The sequence below is a fragment of the Tsuneonella sp. CC-YZS046 genome (genome assembly GCF_035581365.1).
GTDB lineage: Bacteria > Pseudomonadota > Alphaproteobacteria > Sphingomonadales > Sphingomonadaceae > JAWKXU01.
The window spans coordinates 496,002-516,653 of the sequence record NZ_CP141590.1 but is presented as its reverse complement, the minus strand read 5'-3'; the positions used below and the strand labels follow the sequence as shown (position 1 = coordinate 516,653).

Genomic DNA, 20,652 nt, shown 5'->3' with positions numbered 1-20,652 from the left:
TTCGCAACGGCACATGAAACCGAAATGCCGTTCAGCTGGATTTGTTTTGCCACTCAATCCCGCGCATTTCGCGCTTGAGGACCTTGCCTGAAACATTGCGCGGGAGCGCATTCACGAACGCCACCGATGTCGGGCATTTATACCGGGCCAGGCGCGCCCGGGCATATTCGAGAATCTCGTCCGAATCCGGGCGATGGCCTTCGACCGGAACGATATAAGCCCTTGGCGTTTCGCCCCATTTTGGATGCGGCACCCCGATCACCGCGATCTCCGCTATATCCGGATGATCGTGCAGAATGCTCTCGATCTCGGCAGGATAAATGTTTTCGCCGCCAGAGATGATCATGTCCTTGAAGCGATCCTGGATGTAGAGATAGCCGTCTTCGTCGCGAGAGGCGGCATCTCCCGTGCAGAGCCACCCATCGGCGGTAATGGTTTGGGCAGTTGCGTCAGGCTTGCCCCAATAGCCCAGCATGTTGGCTTCTGAACGCACGCGAATTTCGCCGATTTCGCCAATGCCAACGATCCTGCCATCGAAGGGATCGACCAGTTCGACTTCCGCCCAGGGAAATGCCCGTCCGCAGGAAGCGAGCCGATCAGTCGGACCATCCGGGTCATGGTCTTCAGGCCCCATGCTGACAACCGTCCCGGAGCTTTCCGTAAGACCGTAAGCATGGATGAAGCCACAGCCCAGCAAACGAATGGCCTTCGCCAGAAGTTCGTGTCCGATCCGCGAAGCGCCATAGATGATGCGCTGGAGGCGATCTGGCGCAAATCCGTCCGCCTCTACCTTGTCGACAATGCGCTGGATCACCGTCGGCACGAAGAAGCCATGCGTAACGCCATGCCGATGCGTCGCGCCGACAATGGCGTCAGCGTCGGCCTGGGCTATCAGCACGGTGTGTCCGCCCTGGCTTAATGCCATCATGCCATATCCGATCCCGCCAATATGATAGAGCGGCATCGCCACCAGATTGACGCTCTCGGGCCCGAAGCCCCACATTTCGCGGGCGGTTCTGTCCACGAAGGACATATTCCTCTGCGTGATGACCACCCCTTTGGGCAGCCCGGTGGTGCCTGAGGTGTAAAGCAACAGCAGCGGATCGTCAGGCGAAATTGCAAAGCAAGGATCTTCGGTATCGGCCGCATCCCGCCATTGCGCATATTCGCTATCGATCTCCAGGACCTCAATCGCAGAATCCGCTTCTTCCAACAGATCGCGCAATTCCGCGGACACCAGGATGAGGCTCGGCCTGGCATCCGCCAGGATCGACGCGATCTCCCTGGGGGAAAGCCGCCAGTTGATAGGCAGGAAGATAATCCCGGTCTTGCCGCACGCGTAGAATAATTCATACGAAATCAATGATGTCCGCACGATCAGCGCCACGCGATCTCCCGCCTTCAAACCCTTCCCAAGCAACGCATTGCCCAACTGATTGCTTCGCGCGTCCAATCCGGAAAAGGTAAGGTGCTCTTCATCCAACGAAAGGCATGGGTGATGTGGCCTGCGGGATGCATTCTCCCTCAGAAGATCGGCTAGATAGCCGCCATATTTTCCTGTCTCGCCAACCGACATGGATGAAGCCTCCGGGATCAAGCCGTCTCTTCGCTTTTCTTGTGCCTGGCGGCAAAGGCTTCGATCGCAGCCTGTTGTTCTGCGGCGAGATGTTCACGGACGGCGCGGGCATCGAGTTCGCTTTGGCGGAGGCGGCGGTTGGTCTTCTTGAAATGCGGGATCACGTAATCCCCGAAGATCTCGTAATGCCGCTTCTTGGCCCCCCACCGCGCCCAGTTGTGGTCGAACAGAAGATAGCAGCCGAACCCGCCGTTCGACAGTTCCTGCAGCTTCTCGATCTGCTCGATCGCCTCGTCATAGGTCCCGATCACCGCCGCGCCCGTCGACAGGGCCCAGTCGATATATTCCGACACCGTGCTGCCCGTCGGCGTCATCTGCGGGGTCGGCGTGGTGTGCTGCAGATAATCGCAGAACTCGCGCAGGCCGAACTCCACATCCTTCAGGGCCTGCTCCTTGGTGTCCGCCAGATGCATCAGCCCAACCAGCCGCCAGTTCTTCCGGTCCACCGTCTTGCCGCATTCCTTCGCCCGCGCCTCGGCCACGTCCCAATGCATCGCCAGCACATCCACACCCGCCTTCATCGTCGCCCCGATCGACAGCAGGCCCGCGCCATGCGTCCCCGCCAGCCGGGGACCAGAGGGCGAGACGATCGCCGCCGCCGCCACCTCGGGATGCGGGTCCTGGTAGAAGTCCAGCTGCAGCTTGGCGTTGACCAGCCTGTAGCGCGGCGTCTCGATGCTGATCGGCTCCTCGCTGGTCATCAGATGCATCAGCACCGCCGCATCCTGTTCCAGCGCATCGCGCTGCTCGGACGGATGGATGCCGATCATCCCCGCATCGGTCGCCAGCGCGCCCGGCCCCAGTCCCAGCATGACCCGACCGCGCGTCAGGTGATCGAGCATGGCCAGCCGGTCCGCCACCCACAGCGGGTTGTGATAGGGCAGCGAGACTACCCCCGTACCCAACCGGATATGGCGCGTCTGCGCCGCCACATGGGCGATGAACAGCATCGGATCGCCGATCGGCTCCGCACCCCCGGAATGATGCTCCCCGAACCACGCCTCGTCAAAGCCGATCGCGTCCGCCAGCTGCACGATCTCCACATCCCGCTGCAACGCATAGGTCGGGTTGTAGTTCACCGGCAAATGATGCGGCGGTATAAACGTTCCAAAACGTAACCTCTCAGACACAGCACATCTCCCAAATCCAATAAAGTATTTATTTCATGAAATTAATATCATAATCATCAAGATTGGCAGTTTCCGTCATTTGCCAGAATTGAATAACCCTGAAGGGGTTATTCACAACAACTCTGCCTTTGGAATTCTTGTAATAGGTTTCCACACCGGGAAAGGTCCACACCATGCCTGCGTGAAGCTCATCCACCTTGCGATTGTAGTCGTCGAAAACGGTCTTGCGGACCTCGACGGTGGAAATATTCCGCGCGAACATCTGGCTCAACAGCGACATGACATAATGCATCTGCCGCTCCAGTATGGTGATCAGGCTGCCCCCATGCCCGAACTGCGTGTTTGGCCCATAGAGGCAGAAGAAGTTCGGATAGCCATGAACGACTGTCCCGAGATAGGCCTTGGCGTCGTCGCCATTCCAGTCATTCTGAAGGGTAGCGCCGCCCCGCCCCCTGACGTTCATCGGCGTAATAAAATTCACCACATCGAAGCCGGTGGCCCAGATCAACGCATCGGCTTCCAGGGTCGTATCGTCATCGAGCACAACGCCATTCTCGAACACGGATTTGACGCCACGGTCGACCAGCCGCACATTGTCCCGGGCAAGCGTCTTGAACCAGCCGTTGTCCAGCAGCATCCGTTTACCGAAGGGCGGATAATCCGGCACCACCATCGGCAGAAGCTCAGGAGCATCCGCCAGCTCGCGGCGCGCATAGTCCGTCAAGGCCACCCGGTGACTGTCATTCACGGCATTGATCGATGCCCCGTCGGACGACCATTCAGGGTCCTGCTGCAACGCTTCATACAGCTTGTCGTTGAAAGCCCAGCTCAAGCGCAAACGATACCACAGGCGGTAGAGCGGAACCTCCTGGAGCAGCCACCTCAGCTCATCGGGAATATCCTGCGCGAACTTCGGGAAAGGCGCGATCCACTGCGGCGTGCGTTGCACAATGGTCAGCTCGGATACGCGGCCCGCGATCGCCGGCCCCACTTGCATTGCGCTGGCGCCGTTGCCGACCAGCACCACTCGCTTGCCATCAAGATCCAGCCCCGCTTCGGGATAATGGGCGGTATGCACGCTTGGGCCTTTGAAACTGTCCAGCCCCGGCACATTGGGCAAGCGAGGTTTGTTGAAGGCGCCCACGGCACTTATCAGGATATTGCCGCGCAGGCTTTTGCGGGAGCCATCCCTGGCGACCATGTCCACGGACCATGTTTCACTGACCTCGTCAAACGACGCTTCGGTCACCTCCAGGCCAAATCGGATATGATCCAGCACGCCGAAATTTTCGGCCACGCTCCTCAGATATTGGTGGATTTCCTGGCGGCCGGCAAAGAAGCGCGACCAGTCGAACGGGTTGAAGGAATAGGAATAGAGGTGGCTGGGAACGTCGCAGCCCGCACCCGGATAGCAATTCTCGGACCAGACGCCACCGACGCAACCTTGGCGCTCCACAATGGTGTAGGGAATGCCCGCCGCCGCAAAATTCACGGCAGCGCATAGACCGGAAATGCCTGCCCCGATGATAATCGCGCTAAAGCCTTCCGGCGGCGCCATCGCGGGGGCGCTGTCACTCACTTCGCCTCCCGGAAGCTGCAATTCCCCACGCACCATCAGCGCGTATTCCGGCGGAATAGTCTCGCCCAGCGAGATACCCATCATTTCGATGAGTTCCGCATCCGACAGATTGGGCTTGGCCAGCGGCGCTCCCGCGAACCATTCAAGCAGCGCATCCCGCGCCGCGACACGGATTTCATCGGCGACATCTTCCGGATAGCCGCCGCTGTCATTGTCATCGAGGCCGCGCGTCCTGCTGGGACGAAACCTGCCCTCGATCCAGGCCCGATCCCCGGTGAGATGAACGAGGATGCATGCAAGCGTCGGCAAGTTAGCTTTCGCGAGAGCCGCCTCCAATCTTTTATCCAAAGAAGATTCCACCTCAGTTCCTTAAGATAAATTACAATTAAACAACCGCATGATTATATCAATTCACTATTGATATTTTTCCAACAGTTTCCTTTCTTTCAAAATCCTTAAAAGCATCACTCAATTTTTCCATGTAAAATGATTTTCCAACAACCGGATTGATCGATTTTCCGCTTATATATTTCACGAGATTTTCTTGATCTTCCCGGCTTCCAACTGCCCTGCCTGAAATTCTGATATGCCGGAGAAGCAGGTCGGGAATGGCCACCGGAGCGATCGTATCAGCCAGGAAGCCGATGGCCGCGATCCGGCCACCCATCCGGCAAGCGGCAATTGACTGGCTGAAACCGGCGCCGCCCACGACATCCACGATCAAATCCGCGCCCGCGCCGCCCGTGAATTCAATGACCGGCAAGGCCCAGTCGGGCTGGGATTTGTAGTCTATGGTCAGATCCGCCCCGAGCGACGCAAGCGTGGCTGATTTTTCACGCGAGGATGTCAGCGCGATCACTCTGGCGCCCATCGATTTTGCCAGTTGCAGCGTCCAGATCGCCACTCCGCCCGAACCCTGGATCACCACGACATCACCGGGTTCGATGCCGCCGTCCCCGGTCAGGGCCGTCCAGGCGGTAACTCCCGCACAGGGAATGGTGGCCGCTTCCATGAAGCCCAACCCCTCGGGCATAGGCGTAAAGCGTCGCTCCGGCATAACGACGTGGCTTGCGGCAAACCCATCGACGCTGTCCCCGGCGATGTTCGCAAGAGTTTCCGGCGTTGGCTTCCCTCGAACCCAGTCGGGGAAGAAAATGCCCAGAACATTGTCACCCAAGGCAAATTCCTTGACCGCGGAACCGGCGGCGACAACCGTGCCAGCGCCATCGGACAGCGGAATTCTGCCGTCGGCCACGGGAATTGCCCCTGTCAGGACAAGATAATCATGGTAATTCAAGGAACTGGCCCGAACTTCCACGACCACCTCGTCAGGCAGCGGGGCGGGCAGCACCTCTTCAAACGATTGCAGCGAGATGGACGACGGCTGCACTTTCAGGCGTACGCCTCTTCTCTGCGGCCGCGCCACCATCTCAAGCCTCCGCTTTCGCTGGCCACACGAGATGAAGCGACGGAATGGTGGTAACGACGCCCGCCCTGTAATCCGGCCCTTCGCCTGGCCGCATCGTGAATTCGGGAATCCTTTTCAGCCACTCCTGCAATGTCACACTTATCTCGGCCCTTGCCAGATGGCGCCCCGGGCAAAGATGGGGACCCGCCCCGAAGGTCAGAATATTGCGGGAAATCCTCTCGACCCTGACCTGCCGCGGGTCTTCATTGAAACTTTCGTCGCTGGCCGCGATCATGGTGGGAATTGCCATCATCTCGCCAGCCTTGAGCTGCACGCCATGGAAATTCATGTCGTGGCGGACGAGCCGGCCTATAGTTACAATGGGAAAGCGCCGGACAAATTCATCAACCGCGCGGGGGACCAGCGCAAGGTCCGATGCGAGCTGGCGCCTCAGTTCCGGATGCGTGGCAAGATAGCGAAACACGAACCCCAGAAAACTGACCACCGTGTCCAGACCCGCTATGACGACTTGCGTCGCGATCTGGACCGCGTCGTAGCGGGAAAGCGGCTTCCCGTTTATCTTGCTGTTGATGAGCTGGCTCAACATGTCGGTTCCATCCCCACCCATTCGGCGGTCGACATGGCCGGCCATATAGTCCGTGAGCTTGCCCAAAGCCTCATCGAAACCGATGGAGCCATCGGGCCTGAACATCTGGTTGGCCCAGAACTTGGTCTGCGGAACATCTTCCATGGGAAGTTCCATGAGGGACATGAACATTGTGATCGGGAGGATTTCCGCGAATTCCGATACGAACTCACATTCCCCCCGGCGCTTCAGATTCTCCGCGAGATCCCCCGCGATGGACCGGATCTTCCCTTCGATCCCCTTCACGATCCTGGGCGAGAGGGCGGCGTTAAGCGCCAGCCGATAGGGAGTGTGCTCGGGCGGATCGAAATATCCGGGTATCACCTTGTAGCTGTCGCCATGGCTCTTCGGGATGATCACGTTGTTGTTCGAGAAATTCTCGTGATCCTCCAGTATTTCGAGCACGAGGGAGGAGCGGGTTGGCAGCCAATGCCCCTCGTTGCGCGGCGTCCAGACCAGGTCGGGAACTTCATCTCCCATAAGATTGGCCCAGCCATCGTAGATATCGCTCTTGCGCAAAGGCGGATCGTAGATGTCGAAATCAACGATACGATCGGAAGGGATATGCGGCGGAATATCAGCAAGAGTGACGACGGTGTTCATTGCTTCTTCCTTTGCGGGAGCGAGCCCCGGGAAACGCCCCCGAGGCCCGAGCCAGCCCGGATCAGAAATTATAACGGAGTTCGACCATGTAGGTTCGAGGAGCGCCGGGCACCAAGGTGTTGGTCGAAAGGAGACTCTTGTAAGCGACGCCGCCGACCGCATATCGCTTGTCCGCGACGTTCTTCACGATACCCGCAATCGACCAGCCGGCTTCCCGATCCTCAATGCCGGCGCGCAAGTTCATGATGGTATACGCCGGTATGAAGGCCCCGGGATTGAGGGTATTGGCGGTGGAGCTGTAGGCCATCGAGGTCTGATGATAGACATCCCCGCGCAACATGGCGGTCAGCCGCGATGCCACGGGCGCGTTGATATCGAAATATCCGGTAAGCGCCCATTTCGGGCTGTCGGGATAAGGCCCGAAAGCGACCGCCGGATTGCCGAGGACCGACACGACGTTGTCCGTGAACTCCGCATGGGTATAGACAGCCGAACCGCCCAGGCTCAGCCATGAAGCCGGGCTGATCTGGCCGTCCAGCTCAAATCCGTAGATCTGCGCCTCCGGCACGTTGACGGTGATCCCGGCGAGCTGCCCAAACACCGATACGAAGTTGGAGCGCTGGATGTTCTTCACCCACATCTTGTATCCGGCAAGGTTGAACGATGCCGGCATGCTGCCCAGCCTGCCGCTGAACTTCACGCCGCCTTCGATGTCGGTTGCCCGCTCCTGCTTGAACTCGGCGCCGCCGTCGTTGCCGAAGCCCGGCAGCGGCGGAGCGTAGAAATTGAAGCCACCGCTGCGGAAACTGCGGCGGGACGCCGCATACAGCAACAATTCGGGCGTGGCCTGATATTGCAGGCCCACCGTCCAGCTGAACTGCTTGAACTTGTCCTTCAGCGGGTTCTGGAACACCGCCCCCGGAGGAGCGCCGTTGACGATGTAGACGTCGTCCGCGAAGTGGAGATTGCTGACCTTCTCTTTCGTATAGCGGCCGCCCAGCGTTATGCCCAGGCCCTCGACGCCGGTGATGCCGCTCAGGTCGAGTGTGCCATGGCCATAGATGGCGTACGACTCGCTCTTGATATTGCCGCTGTTGGTCTGGATCGTAACAGGCACGACAGGCGACAGATCGAGAATGGCGGTCAGCGCGCGAGTTTCCTCTGTCTCCTTGGAATAGAACAGGCCCGCCACATACTTCAAGGCGCCGTTGAACTCCGAACCCTGTATCTGCGGTTCGACGGAAAACTGCTCCAGCGTGCCGCGAACGCCATGCGGCGTCTGGTTGTCGAGCGGGAACTCGGTGCCATCATATTCCGCGGAATTGCCATATTTTGAATGGCCATAGCCAAGGATCAGCCGAAGCTGCGTATCGGCGGCGACCTTCAACTCCGACGTGTTCGTGACGACCCAATCATTGGCAAAGTGATAATTGGGCGAGTCCAGGCGAACGTGGAGCAGATCCCTGGTCGCCTGATCCGCGATTGCCGCCTCCAGGCCGCCCGGGTTCAGGTTCGGATGGGCCGCAAGGAACGCCGCCCAGGTCCCGGCCCCGAAAGCGCCGTCGACCAGTGGCGAGTAGAGGAAGCTGCCGGGAACGAAGCCCAGCCCCGAAGTGCCGGGAAATGCGTCCACGGCCACGATGCTCATGTTGTTCCCACGGCCGCGCGTGAACTGCACCATGGTTTCATTGGTGAAGTCCGAGCCGGGAGTGAGCGAGATGCTGAGGCGCCCGCTCTTCGTATCGACGTTGCCGAGACGGCTATCGTCCAGCAGATTGACCTGATAGCCGTCTCGTTTCTGATAAAAGCCGGCAGCCCGGACGGCGAGCACATCCTTTACGAGCGGAAGGCTCACAGCGCCCTCAAGCTTGCGCTCGTCATAGTTGCCGATCCATCCGGTTATATAACCCTCGACGGTATCGCCAGGCTTGCGGGTTTCGAACAGCACGGCGCCGCCGGTGGAATTGCGCCCGAACAAGGTGCCCTGCGGCCCCTTCAGCACCTGAACCGACTGAAGATCGTAAAGCGAGCTTGCGGAAGCGCCGCCCTTGGAACTGCCGCCGCCGATCTGCACTTCGTTGACATAGGGCAGCACGCTGGAACGCGAGCTGCTGTTGATGTCGACCGTTTGCCCGCGGATGGAATAATTCAAGGTATTGGACGTCTGCCCGGCACGCACCGTCAGGCCCGGCATGGCGGTTTGGAGATCGGCGTCCGAGGTGATCGCACGACGCTCGAGCGCCTCATTACTCAGAACCTGCACGGAAATCGGCGTTCTCGACAGGCTTTCCGCTCGCCTTTGCGCAGTGACCACGATTTCATTGGGGAGCGGAGCCGATTGCACATGCTCCGTAGATTGCGCGTAGGCCGGCGATGTCATGACAGCAGCAATGGCCGCTGCCGATGTCGCGATGACGAGTGCATTTCTCATATCAACCTCTCCCAGACACACCTCCTGGTTTCCCCAGGAATGTTGATTCGCTGTGCCTGAAAGGGTGATAACTCCAGATCGATTTATGTGTCAACACCGTGTGGAATTACCATTTTCCCCACAAAAACATAATATTAATTATAATTATCGATTTGAGTTATGCAAAATTACGCATAATTCTCTTATATATTATGATATATCGCAAAATTTCTGAAATATAAAATCATCCACATATAGTTGATATTTTAGTAAATATCGCATTCCAGAAAAGATTCCGCACCAAAAGGCACGGTGGAATTCCTCATTCAGCGCCGAAGGAGAAAAATGACGATTGTTTTCCCCGGAAGGCCGCCGGTTTTCTGCGTTTTTAGCGGCTGGAAGCGCTCACCCCATCCACCTTCGAACAAACCAGTCAATATCGGACAGGCTATCCCGCGCCTGAGAAAGGCGATCGGCATAAAGCGGCCAGATATGCGCCATCTCCTTGCCTTCCAGATAAGTGACCTCCACGCCGGCCGAAATCGCGGCCTGCGCGCACAGGCGCGCGTCATCGCGCAGCATCTCGATCTCCCCTGCCATCAGCAACAGGGGCGACGCCCCTCTCCAGTCAGCAAAGACAGGCGAAAGCAACGGGTCGCTCCGGCTCCGATCGCCGCAATACGTATCCCCCATGGCAAGCAACTGCTTCATCGTCACCAGAGGATCGACGCCCTCATTCGATTGGCGCGAAGCGCCGGAATGCGTGAAGTCGGCCAGCGGCGAAATGGCGATGCCTCCCGCAGGGGGAGGCAACCCTGCATCCCTGATCCGCAGAAGCGTCACCAAGCAGAGCCCGCCGCCCGCCGAATCTCCGCAAAGAACGATTTTTGACGGAGCGGCTCCAGCTTCAAGCAACCCTCGATAGACCGACAGAGCATCATCTACGCCCGCGGGAAAAGGATGATCCGGCGCAAGCCGATAATCCGGCAGCAACACCCGGCATCCGGTTGCCGCGGACAAAAAACCGCCAAACGAGCGATAGCCCCGAGCAGAACCGATCAGATAGCCGCCCGAATGATAGTGAATGATGACACGATCCGCGCTGCTCCCTGGCGCCTTCGCCCAAAGGCATGGGACCCCGCCCAGATCCGCCTCCTCAAATATGCTGCCCTCCGGAATTTCGAACTGATCCAGCCAGTCCTCGAATATCCTGCGGATATCATCATAAGTATAATCCGGATTCTCCAGCCATGCATCCCTGAGATCAGAATTCATTCTTAAAACGTTTTCCGCTTCACTCATTTCCTCTTCCCTTATTTTTATTATTCAACACATAGTTGAATTTATATATGATTGGATTTATGGAATAATTTTATCAAACTTATCATAAAATGAAATTGAATTTTACTGAATATCATTTGATAATATCAATTCCACATAGCGTTGACACATATCTGCATACGCCATAGGCTGACCTCAATCAATGGCCTCACAGAAGGCTCAACCAAAGGAGATGGCGCCATGGCCGAAATGGAATTCGGGTTCCTCAACTCAATGCAGAACTGGCATGAAAAGCTGGACGATTTTGCAATGTGGGAAGGTGAGGTCGCACTCGCCCTTGCCGCCGACCGGCATGGATTCGACTCGCTGTGGTGTGTCGAACATCACTTCGACGCCTACGGCATGTGCCCCGACAACATTCAGTATCTGTCCTACCTCGCTCCGCTGACCAAGACCGCCAAACTCGTTCCGGGAGCGGTGATTCTGCCATGGCACGATCCGCTTCGCGTCGCCGAAAAGATGGCCATGCTTGAATATTTCGCGCCCGGGCGAACCGCGCTTGGTATCGGCCGAGGCCTTGCACGCCGGGAATATCTCGGTTTTCGGCAAGACATGAATGAATCCCGCGAACGTTACGCGGAGGCCGCGCGCATGGTGCTCGATGCGCTGGACAATGGGTTCATCGAAGGCAACGGCAAGTTCTACAAGCAACCTCGGGTCGACATACGTCCCAAACCGCTGCGCGGGTATTCCGATGCGCTCTACTGCGTTGCCATGTCAGAGGATTCGGCACTGGCCGCAGCGGAACTGGGCGGCCGCATGATGACGTTCATACAGTGGCCCATCGAACGCCATGTGCCGATGATCGAATCCTACCGGAAGGCTTTTGCCGAGTTCCACCCGCATCTCGACGTGCCCGAGCCGGTGCTGACAGACGTGACCGTCTGCCATGAGGACCCCGAGGAAGCGAAGAGGCTCGCCTACGAGTATCTCAGCAAACACTATGTCTCGGTGGTCAAGCACTACGAGTTTGCCGGCGATCACTTCAAGGACATCAAAGGCTATGAAGGCTACCAGGCCGCGGCCGACCTCATAAAGTCGGCCGGCATGGAGGAATCGCAGAAGAACTATGTGGAAGCCCAGAATTGGGGCACGCCAGCGCAGATCATCGAAAAATACAGGGAGCGGCTGGACCTGATCGGCCCCTTCTTCGCGCTCGTCGAATTCTCCTATGGCGGGATGCCTTTCGAATATGCGCAGAACAGCTTGCGGCTGTTTGCCGAGAAAGTGATACCCGAAGTCCGGAAGATGTTCAGCAATACCGGCAAGGTTACGGCACGGCCGGCGGCGCTTGCCGAGCAAGGGTAAAGCCCCGCCCCGTGGTCCGGGTGGCCCGCCCCCGATCAAGAGAGGGCACGCACCCCATATCGGTAGGCGCGTGTCCTCCAACCGGGCGGCGCGCCTTGCCGCCCCGCCTGATGCCTTACCTTCAGGCCGTATCCTGACTAAAACCGAATTAGCGCTGGCTCCCAAGCCCCCAGCGGGCACGGCACTGTTGCGCCGCACTGCAAGATCGCTGTATCCTCGCAAGGTTTGATGAAGGAAAACAGACGTTGAGCACACAGAAGCGAGCCAGGCATCGCCGTAATGCCGCTCGAGAGGAAGGCGCCGAACTCTATATGGAGCGAAGGCGGGAGGTCATCGAAGCCGCAAGCAGGGTCTTTGCGAAAAAAGGCTATCAGGCCACTACGATCGCCGCTGTGGCCGAAGAACTCAATATAGATCGCGCATCCCTTTACTATTACATTTCGAGCAAGGAAGAATTGTTCGACGACGTCGTGCGTGAAGCCTGCGAAGATAATGTTAGAATTGCCCGGGAAATTGATGAATCTTCAGATAGCGCGCTCGATAAATTGAAAAAATTCATCATAGAGACTACAAATTCATATGAACGTCATTACCCGCTCCTTCATATTTATGTGCGGGAAAACCTCAAGACCGTTGGAGACAGTCGCTCGGCCTGGGCGAAACAAATGCGCCAGTTGAACCACGATTATGAAGATGCGATCATCAAGATCATCGAGGAAGGCTATGAAGACGGCAGCTTCAAAAATCTCGGCCCTTCCAGAACGGTGGCCTATGCCATCATGGGAATGGTGAACTGGGTTGGACGTTGGTACAAGCCGGGCAATGTAAGTGGCACCTCCCTCGCCATCGGCTCGATATTCACGGAACTGGTGATCAATGGCCTTGCCGCGGCGCCGTTGCAGCCTGTCGACAATGTCGGGAGCGCGAAGGCAAAAGCGATGGTCGGCGACTAAGCTGGCCCCAATAAGCCCCCCCCCTGAGTGGGCGCTTTCTCAAAGCAACTGCATCGTCCTGGGCAGCTTGGTCCGGACGCTGACCGGAGACATCAAGCGCCTGCCCCAGTCCGATGCGGTCCTGATCGGCCGAGGCGAACAGCATCGGCGCCTTGACTGTATGTGGCGGAGAGGGAGGGATTCGAACCCTCGATACAGTTGCCCGTATGCCGCATTTCGAGTGCGGTGCTTTCGACCACTCAGCCACCTCTCCGCAGGGGTGCAGCCTGCGCGCGGGAAGGCGCGCGGTCGGTTTGGAAGGGCGCGGTTAGCCGATGCCCGATGCCTTGCCAAGACCCTATCGCACAAGGCTGGGGATGTTCGGGAACGACATCTTGTTTCGCACCTGCAACATCCTATATCTTCACTATATGGACAGGGCTTCCTTCTTTTCTCCTCAAGCGGGGCGGGTAATCGAAGCACCCCGCCAAACCGATGCACGCTTCGGCATCGGCGATGTCGTCCGCCATCGCCTGTTCGATTTCCGAGGGGTCGTGTTCGATATCGACCCGGTCTTCGCCAACAGCGAGGAATGGTATGAAGCCATTCCGGAAACCCTGCGCCCCCGGCGCAACCAGCCATTTTACCACTTGCTCGCCGAGAATGGCGAAGCGAGCTATGTCGCCTATGTCAGCCAGCAGAATCTCGTGGCGGACAGCGAGGGCGGCCCGATCGAGCACCCCTCCCTGCCCCAGCTGTTCAAGGGCTTTGCCAACGGGCGCTATCGGCTGCGCGACGGATTGACCCACTGATCGCCCTCGGGGCCGGGCATCCTTCTCAGCTCTTGAGCCTCCAGCCTGAACGGAGCAGGGCATAGCAGACCCCCCCCAAGGCAAGGTTGAGGAGAGCAAGCCCAATCGCCGCCCAAGCCACGCTGGCATTGTCGGCGCCGATATCGCTCTGCCCCAGAAAGCCGAAGCGGAAGCCGGAAATGACGTAGAAAAAGGGATTGGCCCGGCTGATCGCCTGGAACAGCGGAGACAGGTTGTGGATGACATAGAACGTGCCGGACAGCAGGGACAGCGGCGCGATCACGAAATTGGTGACGGCAGCGTTGTGGTCGAATTTTTCCGCCCAGATGGATGTCAGGAAGCCCAGCAGGGACAGGAGCAGGGCCCCCATCAGGCCGAACCAGGCAATCGCCCAGGGATGGGCGGCCGAAAGCCGGACGTCCGGCCAGAAGGCCATGGCTCCGGCAACCGCAAACCCTACCAGCGCGGCGCGCGTAATCGCCGCGCCGACTATGCCGGCCATGAGTTCCCCCTGAGAAAGCGGCGGCATGAGATAATCTATGATGGTGCCCTGAATCTTGCCGACGAGCAGGGAAAAGCTGGAATTGGCGAATGCGTTCTGCATCATTCCCATCATGATAAGCCCCGGCGCGACGAAACTGGCGAAGGAAACGCCCAGCACCTGCTTGTCCGCCCGCCCCAGCGCAACGGTGAATATGACCAGAAAAAGCAGAGTCGTGACCGCCGGAGCCCAGATTGTCTGGGTCTGGACCTTGAGAAACCGGCGGACCTCCTTAATATAGAGAGTCCACAATCCACGACGGTTGACGCCCGGAATCATTACCGTGCCCCAGGGTGCGAAGTCCGGCCTGGCTTTCGAGGAAGTATCAGACGGGGACTGGTCTGACGAAAGGGTCGGTTGCGCTTGATCGGCCATGACCGGGCGACTATCGGCAGGTGTTGCACGTGGCAAGTGCAGACCTTGGCGCTGCCATGACCGCATTATGATTTGGAGCTGAAATGAGCTGGACCGAAGAACGGATCGCGACACTTACCAAGATGTGGGAAGGCGGCGCCACGGCAAGCCAGATCGCCGAGCATCTGGGGGGAGTGAGCCGCAATGCCGTGATCGGCAAGGCCCATCGTCTCGGCCTCAAGTCCCGGCCGTCCCCGGTCAAGCCCAACGAGGGTTCCGCCGCCAAGCCGAAGCCCCCGGCATCGGCCAAGAAACCGCCCAAGCCGGCTGCGCCGCCCGCCGCGCCCGCGTCGCTGGAAGCCAAGCCGGCCGCGCCCGACGCACCATCGCCGAGCATCGAGGCCGACACACAATCCCAACCCTTGCCCAGCCCGAAGGCGAACCCGAGAATCGTCTCGGTAGGCCCGGGCGGCTTCCTGCGCCAGGGTCCGGGCGACCAGCAGGCCCCCATCCCGCCCGCGCCCCCGCGCCGCCTCGTTCCCGCCAAGCCCAGCCCGGAAATTGCGGACAAGACCAGCCTGCTCGATCTCAACGACCGCGTATGCCGCTGGCCGATGGGTCATCCCGGCGAGCCGGATTTCCATTTTTGCGGGGAGAAGGTGAACCCCGGCTTCCCCTATTGCGTCGAGCATTGCGGCCGCGCCTATCAGGCCCAATTGCCGCGCGGCGTGCGCCGCCCGCCGCCGCCCTTGCCGTTCGGCGGCCCACGCGTCCGCTAGAGGCGGGCGGAGAGCCACCCGTGCCGTTCATTGCCTGAAGGCTTGCAACTAGCGGGTGCGGGCAACGCAAAGCCCGGCTATGCATGGGTTCATCTATCCACCCTGGAGGACGAACCCATGCCGATAAGCCTTTATGACGCCTTTGTTCCAAGCTGCCTGCAATTGCTCGGTTCTGTCGGCGGGCTGATCGACAAGGCCGAGGCTCACTGCAGCAGCGGCGGGTGCGCTCCTGACGATCTGATCGGCGGACGCCTTTACGAGGACATGCTGGATTTTGCCTATCAGGTGAAAAGCTGCGCGGTTCATTCGGCAGGCGCGATTCAGGGCGTGCGGGAGGGGCAATTCTCCCCCGACATGAGCGAGCCGCCCAACACGTTCGAGGGCCTGAAGCATCGCCTCGCCACCGCGATCTCGGCGCTGGAAGCGGTCAGCGAGGAAGAGATAGAAGGTTTCCTGGGCAAGGACATGCACTTCATCATCCCCGGACGGATCGACCGGCCGTTTACCGCGGAAAATTTCCTGCTCAGTTTTTCCCAGCCGAATTTTTATTTCCATGCGACAACCGCTTACGGCATTCTTCGCATGAAGGGCCTGAAGATCGGCAAGATCGATTATCTGGGCGCGATGCGCATATCGGCCTGACGCGCCCCTGCAAAAGCAAAAAGGGCGCCGCAGCAGGGCGCCCTTCCTTGCATTCGATCCCAAGGATCACATGAAGCGTTCGGCCGTGGCGAAGAACTGGATCGATTTGCGCGGACGATGGAGCAATTCCTCCCAGGCCGCCTTGTCCTGCGCGATCCCTTCTTCCATGGCGAGCTGGGTCGGCCAATAGAGTTCCCGCACTCCGATCGCGAAAGCGCCGTCCGGGTGAACCACCGCATTGGGCCGGCAGCGCACATGGCGCAACGCGCCGATCTTCCGCCCCAGTTCCAGATCATTGTCCCGGTCCCAGGGCGTGTCGCCATTGGAAATGATGAATTGCAGAAACTTCACGCTGATCGGGCGGGTATCCAGCCGGAACAGCTTGTCCCCATATGTGGCTTCGGGATCGTTCCAGTCCACCCCGCCCTGAAGCACTTCCTCTTCTGCAAACAGGAATTCGAGCTTCTCCAGGTCAACGAAAAGCGGCTCGTCATCAAGGACATGCTCGACATAGTTCGGCTCCTTGCCGAAGTCGATCGCATCCTGGGGGCGGTCGATCCAGACCTCGGCGCATGCTTCGAAATAGGTCTGATCGTCGCCGAGCAGGTCGGAATGAAATTGATGGCTCTGCGTATAGGCCATCATCGTCGAAATCCGGCGCCCCATCGTGCCATGCGGGTGGCGGTAATGATCGTGGAAATATTGCTGCGTGATCCCGGGCTTGCGTGGAATCGCGCCGAACATCTTGAGCTTGCTCACAAACCTCTCCCAATGTGATTGGCGAGGCAGACAATCCCACAAAAATTCGGGTTCAACAAGCAGCCGCGATGCGGATCATGCACGCATGAAAAAGGGCCCGCGTCGCCGCGAGCCCCGTTCAGTTCAATCCAGGCCGGCTCAATCGTCCTTGAGGAACGCCGGCATATGATCCGGATTGCCGCCTTCGTCGCGCTCCGACCGTTCGCGGCGCGGGCCACGATCCCGGCCGCGGCCATTGCGGTCGCCATCGCGACGAGGACGACGGTCACCCCGGTCCGCGCGATCGCCGCGCGGTTCGCGAGGCTCCCTCGGCGGGCGAGTGTCTTCCAGCTCCGCGCCGGTTTCCTGATCGACCACGCGCATCGACAGGCGGACCTTGCCGCGCTGGTCGATCTCGAGCACCTTGACCTTCACTTCCTGGCCTTCGGACACGACATCGGTCGGCTTCTCGACACGCTCGTTGCGCATCTCGGACACGTGTACGAGGCCGTCCTTGCCGCCCATGAAGTTCACGAATGCGCCGAAATCGACGATGTTGACGACCTTGCCGTCATAGATCTTGCCGACTTCCGGCTCCTCGACAATGCCCAGAATCCACTTCTTCGCGGCTTCGATCTGCGAAAGGTCGGACGAGCTGATCTTGATGACGCCCTCGTCGTCGATATCGACCTTGGCGCCGGTTTCCGCGACGATCTCGCGGATGACCTTGCCGCCGGTGCCGATGACGTCGCGAATCTTGGACTTGTCGATCTGGATCGTCTCGATGCGGGGGGCATGAGCGGAAAGCTCGGTCCGGGCAGAACCCAGCGCCTTGGTCATCTCACCAAGGATATGGGCGCGGCCTTCCTTGGCCTGCGTCAGCGCCTGCTCCATGATCTCACGGGTGATGCCGGCGATCTTGATATCCATCTGCAGGCTGGTGATGCCCGCTTCTGTGCCGGCCACCTTGAAGTCCATGTCGCCCAGGTGATCCTCGTCACCGAGAATGTCGCTGAGCACGGCGAACTCGTCGCCTTCCAGGATCAGACCCATCGCGATGCCGGATACCGGCCGTTCGATCGGAACGCCCGCATCCATCATCGCAAGACAGCCGCCGCAAACCGTGGCCATCGAGGACGAGCCATTGGATTCGGTGATGTCGGACAGGACGCGGATGGTGTAGGGGAAATCTTCCTTGGACGGCAGCACGGGGTGCAGCGCGCGCCAGGCCAGCTTGCCATGGCCGACTTCGCGACGGCCCGGAGCGCCGAAACGCCCAACTTCGCCAACTGAATAGGGCGGGAAGTTATAGTGCAGCATGAAGTTTTCATAGGACAGGCCATTGAGACCGTCGATCATCTGCTCGCTGTCCTTGGTGCCGAGCGTGGTGGTGCAGATCGCCTGCGTTTCGCCACGGGTGAACAGCGATGAACCATGGGTCCGCGGCAGAACGCCCACCACTGCCTCGATCGGACGGATCTGGGTGGTGGTGCGGCCATCGATACGCTTGCCATCCTTCAGAATGGCGGTCCGCACGATTTCCGCTTCCAGCTTCTTGGTGAGCTTGATCGCGGTCATCAGCGTCTGGCCGTCCGCGCCGGCGAAGTGAGCCTTCACCTTGTCACGAGCGGCGTTGAGCGCGTCCGAACGGGCGGACTTGTTGGTCTGCTCGTAGGCCGCGGCGATATCCTTGCCGATCAGCCCCTTGATTTCCGCCTTCATGTCGGCGGTGTTGTCGGAAAGGTCGAGTTCCCACGGGTCCTTGGCGGCCTTCTCGGCCAGATCGATGATCGCCTTGATGACCTCGCGGGACTCCTCATGCGCGAACATGACGGCGCCGAGCATCTCGTCCTCGGTCAGTTCCCTGGCCTCGGATTCGACCATCATCACCGCTTCTTGCGTCGCGGCGACAACGAGGTCGAGGCGGCCTTCGGCGGTTTCGGACAGAGACGGGTTGAGCTGATACTCACCGTCCTTGAAGCCGACCCGGGCGGCACCGATCGGCCCCATGAACGGCACGCCGGAGATGGTGAGCGCGGCAGAGGCCGCGATCATCGCGACGATATCCGGCTCCGTCTCGCCATCATAGCTCATCACCTGGGCGATGACGTTGATCTCGTTGTAGAAGCCTTCGGGGAACAGCGGCCGCACCGGGCGGTCGATCAGGCGGCTGGTCAGCGTTTCCTTTTCGGTCGCCCCCCGCTCGCGCTTGAAGAAGCCGCCCGGAATGCGCCCGGCGGCGGAAAACTTTTCCTGATAATGCACGGTGAGCGGGAAGAAGTCCTGGCCTTCCTTCACCGATTTGGCGGCCGTCACGGCGCAAAGCACCACGGTTTCGCCATAAGTGGCCAGCACGGCGCCGTCGGCTTGACGGGCAATACGGCCGGTTTCCAGAGTGAGGGTCTTTCCGCCCCACTCCAGCGATACGGTTTTAACGTCGAACATTGGATTTTCCTCAGTCCCGCGGCCCTATTGCCGGCGGGGTTTTGCTGCCGGGTGTACCGTCCCGGTCCGGTATGGGGCCTGTTTCCGCCCCGGGGCGCCCGCCGGATTGCGGGCAGCCCATGCAAGAAGCGGCCCGCCAGGGGCCGCTTCGCAATCTCTTTACTTACGAAGACCCAGCTTCTGGATCAGGGCGTTATACCGCTCGACATCCTTCTTCTTGAGATAGGCGAGCAGGGAACGCCGCTTGTTGACCATCATCAGCAGGCCGCGACGCGAGTGATTGTCCTTGTGATGGCCCTTGAAGTGCTCGGTCAGGTTGCGGATGCGCTCGGTGAGGATCGCGACCTGCACTTCGGGACTGCCCGTGTCGTTGGACTGGCGGGCATTGTCCTTGATGATTTCCTGCTTCTTCTCGGCGGTAACCGACATATTCATTCACTCCGCGACATCGGGAAGGTTGAACCCCCTGACGACCCGGGCGTCGCCGCCCGAAAGCTCCATCAGTGCGACTGGCAATCTGCCGGCACGCGCCCAATACAGCCCATCGTCCTGGGGCAATCCGGAAAGGACCCGGCCCTGACGGACCGCCCGTGCCGCTTCCGGATCGAGGTCCAGGGCCGGGATGTCGTCCAGCCCTGCCTCCAGCGGCAGGATTACGTCTTCAAGAGGCGCGCCCTGACCGACTTCGTTCAATTTGTCCAGTGAAATCGCCCGGGAAAGGTCGAACGGCCCCGCCCTCAACCGGCGCAGCATCGTGACGTGGCCGACCGTGCCGAGCGCATGCGCGATGTCTCGCGCCAGCGCGCGGATATAGGTGCCCTTGGAGACATGGGCGGTGAACAGCACCTCCTCCACGCAGCCCTCTCTCCCCGAGCTTGCGGAGAGAGAGAATATCTCGACATTCCGCACGTCCAATTCCACCTCCTCGCCCGCGCGCGCCAGATCGTAGGCCCGCCGGCCCTCCACCTTGAGGGCGGAAAAGGCGGGCGGAACCTGCTCGATTGCCCCCGTGAAGCGCGGAAGCATCGCCTCCACCCCGGCAAGCGACGGCCGGACCTCGCTGGTGGCCATCACGCGCCCTTCCGCATCCAGGGTGTCGGTCTCCTCGCCGAAGCGCAGAACGAACGCATATTCCTTCGTGGCATCGAGCATTCGCCCGGCGAGCTTGGTCGCCTCTCCCACCGCGATCGGCAGCACTCCCGAAGCCAGCGGATCGAGCGTGCCGCCATGCCCCACCTTCACCTTGCCATATCCCGCCTGCCGCAAATTGCGCTTCACCGCCGCCACCGCCTGGGTCGAGCCAAGGCCGAGCGGCTTGTCGAGAATGATCCAGCCATGCGGCATCGCG

17 protein-coding genes and 1 tRNA gene are annotated in these 20,652 nt (G+C 59.7%); 5 read left to right on the top strand and 13 right to left on the bottom strand.

Annotation, left to right across the window (positions count from 1 at the left end; translation table 11 throughout):
• Positions 1 to 31: 31 nt before the first annotated feature.
• From U8326_RS02545 to U8326_RS02515, 7 genes are all read right to left on the bottom strand, one after another.
• Positions 32 to 1,576, bottom strand: coding sequence for a class I adenylate-forming enzyme family protein (locus tag U8326_RS02545; RefSeq protein WP_324742143.1), 1,545 nt, complete (start codon positions 1,574 to 1,576; stop codon positions 32 to 34).
• 17 nt (positions 1,577 to 1,593) lie between these two features.
• Positions 1,594 to 2,766: an LLM class flavin-dependent oxidoreductase gene (locus U8326_RS02540; RefSeq protein ID WP_324742142.1), complete on the bottom strand. Its 1,173-nt coding sequence runs from the start codon at positions 2,764 to 2,766 to the stop codon at positions 1,594 to 1,596.
• Positions 2,767 to 2,794: 28 nt separating this feature from the next.
• A complete protein-coding gene (locus U8326_RS02535) occupies positions 2,795 to 4,654 on the bottom strand; it encodes an NAD(P)/FAD-dependent oxidoreductase (protein WP_324742141.1) in 1,860 nt (619 codons plus the stop codon).
• A 97-nt stretch (positions 4,655 to 4,751) separates the two neighbouring features.
• Positions 4,752 to 5,774 (bottom strand): NAD(P)-dependent alcohol dehydrogenase, encoded by a 1,023-nt coding sequence (locus tag U8326_RS02530; protein WP_324742140.1) that lies wholly within the window; start codon positions 5,772 to 5,774, stop codon positions 4,752 to 4,754.
• A 1-nt stretch (position 5,775) separates the two neighbouring features.
• Positions 5,776 to 7,002 carry a cytochrome P450 gene (locus tag U8326_RS02525; protein WP_324742139.1) on the bottom strand — a complete coding sequence of 409 codons (1,227 nt, stop codon included), beginning with the start codon at positions 7,000 to 7,002 and terminating at the stop codon, positions 5,776 to 5,778.
• 61 nt (positions 7,003 to 7,063) lie between these two features.
• On the bottom strand, positions 7,064 to 9,382 hold the full coding sequence (locus tag U8326_RS02520; RefSeq protein WP_324742137.1) for a TonB-dependent receptor: 2,319 nt from the start codon (positions 9,380 to 9,382) through the stop codon (positions 7,064 to 7,066).
• A gap of 435 nt (positions 9,383 to 9,817) precedes the next feature.
• A complete protein-coding gene (locus tag U8326_RS02515; RefSeq protein WP_324742135.1) occupies positions 9,818 to 10,714 on the bottom strand; it encodes an alpha/beta hydrolase in 897 nt (298 codons plus the stop codon).
• A gap of 219 nt (positions 10,715 to 10,933) precedes the next feature.
• Here U8326_RS02515 and U8326_RS02510 point away from each other — a divergent pair, with 219 nt between their 5' ends.
• Both U8326_RS02510 and U8326_RS02505 read left to right on the top strand, forming a co-directional pair.
• Positions 10,934 to 12,061, top strand: coding sequence for an LLM class flavin-dependent oxidoreductase (locus U8326_RS02510; RefSeq protein ID WP_324742134.1), 1,128 nt, complete (start codon positions 10,934 to 10,936; stop codon positions 12,059 to 12,061).
• Positions 12,062 to 12,306: 245 nt separating this feature from the next.
• On the top strand, positions 12,307 to 13,014 hold the full coding sequence (locus U8326_RS02505; RefSeq protein WP_324742132.1) for a TetR/AcrR family transcriptional regulator: 708 nt from the start codon (positions 12,307 to 12,309) through the stop codon (positions 13,012 to 13,014).
• 163 nt (positions 13,015 to 13,177) lie between these two features.
• Here the strand turns inward: U8326_RS02505 and U8326_RS02500 are convergent.
• Positions 13,178 to 13,267, bottom strand: a tRNA-Ser gene (locus U8326_RS02500).
• Between the two features lie 157 nt (positions 13,268 to 13,424).
• Here U8326_RS02500 and hspQ point away from each other — a divergent pair.
• Positions 13,425 to 13,805: a heat shock protein HspQ gene (gene hspQ, locus U8326_RS02495; protein WP_324742131.1), complete on the top strand. Its 381-nt coding sequence runs from the start codon at positions 13,425 to 13,427 to the stop codon at positions 13,803 to 13,805.
• A gap of 25 nt (positions 13,806 to 13,830) precedes the next feature.
• On the opposite strand, the gene U8326_RS02490 is transcribed toward hspQ, so the two are convergent.
• Entirely contained in the window at positions 13,831 to 14,721 is an 891-nt protein-coding gene (locus U8326_RS02490) for an ABC transporter permease (protein WP_416385501.1), read from the bottom strand.
• 83 nt (positions 14,722 to 14,804) lie between these two features.
• Between U8326_RS02490 and U8326_RS02485 the strand changes: the two genes are divergently transcribed.
• Both U8326_RS02485 and U8326_RS02480 read left to right on the top strand, forming a co-directional pair.
• A complete protein-coding gene (locus U8326_RS02485; RefSeq protein ID WP_324742130.1) occupies positions 14,805 to 15,479 on the top strand; it encodes a GcrA family cell cycle regulator in 675 nt (224 codons plus the stop codon).
• Positions 15,480 to 15,596: 117 nt separating this feature from the next.
• Positions 15,597 to 16,121, top strand: coding sequence for a DUF1993 domain-containing protein (locus tag U8326_RS02480; RefSeq protein WP_324742129.1), 525 nt, complete (start codon positions 15,597 to 15,599; stop codon positions 16,119 to 16,121).
• A gap of 66 nt (positions 16,122 to 16,187) precedes the next feature.
• On the opposite strand, the gene U8326_RS02475 is transcribed toward U8326_RS02480, so the two are convergent.
• The 4 genes from U8326_RS02475 to truB form a co-directional block, all read right to left on the bottom strand.
• A complete protein-coding gene (locus tag U8326_RS02475) occupies positions 16,188 to 16,880 on the bottom strand; it encodes an EthD domain-containing protein (RefSeq protein WP_324742128.1) in 693 nt (230 codons plus the stop codon).
• A 138-nt stretch (positions 16,881 to 17,018) separates the two neighbouring features.
• Positions 17,019 to 19,304 (bottom strand): polyribonucleotide nucleotidyltransferase, encoded by a 2,286-nt coding sequence (pnp, locus tag U8326_RS02470; RefSeq protein ID WP_324742126.1) that lies wholly within the window; start codon positions 19,302 to 19,304, stop codon positions 17,019 to 17,021.
• A gap of 159 nt (positions 19,305 to 19,463) precedes the next feature.
• Positions 19,464 to 19,733 (bottom strand): 30S ribosomal protein S15, encoded by a 270-nt coding sequence (gene rpsO / locus U8326_RS02465; protein WP_324743673.1) that lies wholly within the window; start codon positions 19,731 to 19,733, stop codon positions 19,464 to 19,466.
• A 6-nt stretch (positions 19,734 to 19,739) separates the two neighbouring features.
• Positions 19,740 to 20,648, bottom strand: a complete 909-nt coding sequence (truB, locus tag U8326_RS02460) for a tRNA pseudouridine(55) synthase TruB (protein ID WP_324743672.1) — start codon at positions 20,646 to 20,648, stop codon at positions 19,740 to 19,742.
• Positions 20,649 to 20,652 lie beyond the last annotated feature (4 nt).

Coding starts and splice junctions, on each gene's coding strand:
- pnp (WP_324742126.1), bottom strand. CDS start 19,304: ATGTTCGACGTTAAAACCGTATCGCTGGAGTGGGGCGGAAAGACCCTC.
- U8326_RS02545 (WP_324742143.1), bottom strand. CDS start 1,576: ATGTCGGTTGGCGAGACAGGAAAATATGGCGGCTATCTAGCCGATCTT.
- U8326_RS02515 (WP_324742135.1), bottom strand. CDS start 10,714: ATGAGTGAAGCGGAAAACGTTTTAAGAATGAATTCTGATCTCAGGGAT.
- rpsO (WP_324743673.1), bottom strand. CDS start 19,733: ATGTCGGTTACCGCCGAGAAGAAGCAGGAAATCATCAAGGACAATGCC.
- U8326_RS02510 (WP_324742134.1), top strand. CDS start 10,934: ATGGCCGAAATGGAATTCGGGTTCCTCAACTCAATGCAGAACTGGCAT.
- U8326_RS02490 (WP_416385501.1), bottom strand. CDS start 14,721: ATGGCCGATCAAGCGCAACCGACCCTTTCGTCAGACCAGTCCCCGTCT.
- U8326_RS02480 (WP_324742129.1), top strand. CDS start 15,597: ATGCCGATAAGCCTTTATGACGCCTTTGTTCCAAGCTGCCTGCAATTG.
- U8326_RS02530 (WP_324742140.1), bottom strand. CDS start 5,774: ATGGTGGCGCGGCCGCAGAGAAGAGGCGTACGCCTGAAAGTGCAGCCG.
- U8326_RS02525 (WP_324742139.1), bottom strand. CDS start 7,002: ATGAACACCGTCGTCACTCTTGCTGATATTCCGCCGCATATCCCTTCC.
- U8326_RS02485 (WP_324742130.1), top strand. CDS start 14,805: ATGAGCTGGACCGAAGAACGGATCGCGACACTTACCAAGATGTGGGAA.
- hspQ (WP_324742131.1), top strand. CDS start 13,425: ATGGACAGGGCTTCCTTCTTTTCTCCTCAAGCGGGGCGGGTAATCGAA.
- truB (WP_324743672.1), bottom strand. CDS start 20,648: ATGCCGCATGGCTGGATCATTCTCGACAAGCCGCTCGGCCTTGGCTCG.
- U8326_RS02520 (WP_324742137.1), bottom strand. CDS start 9,382: ATGACATCGCCGGCCTACGCGCAATCTACGGAGCATGTGCAATCGGCT.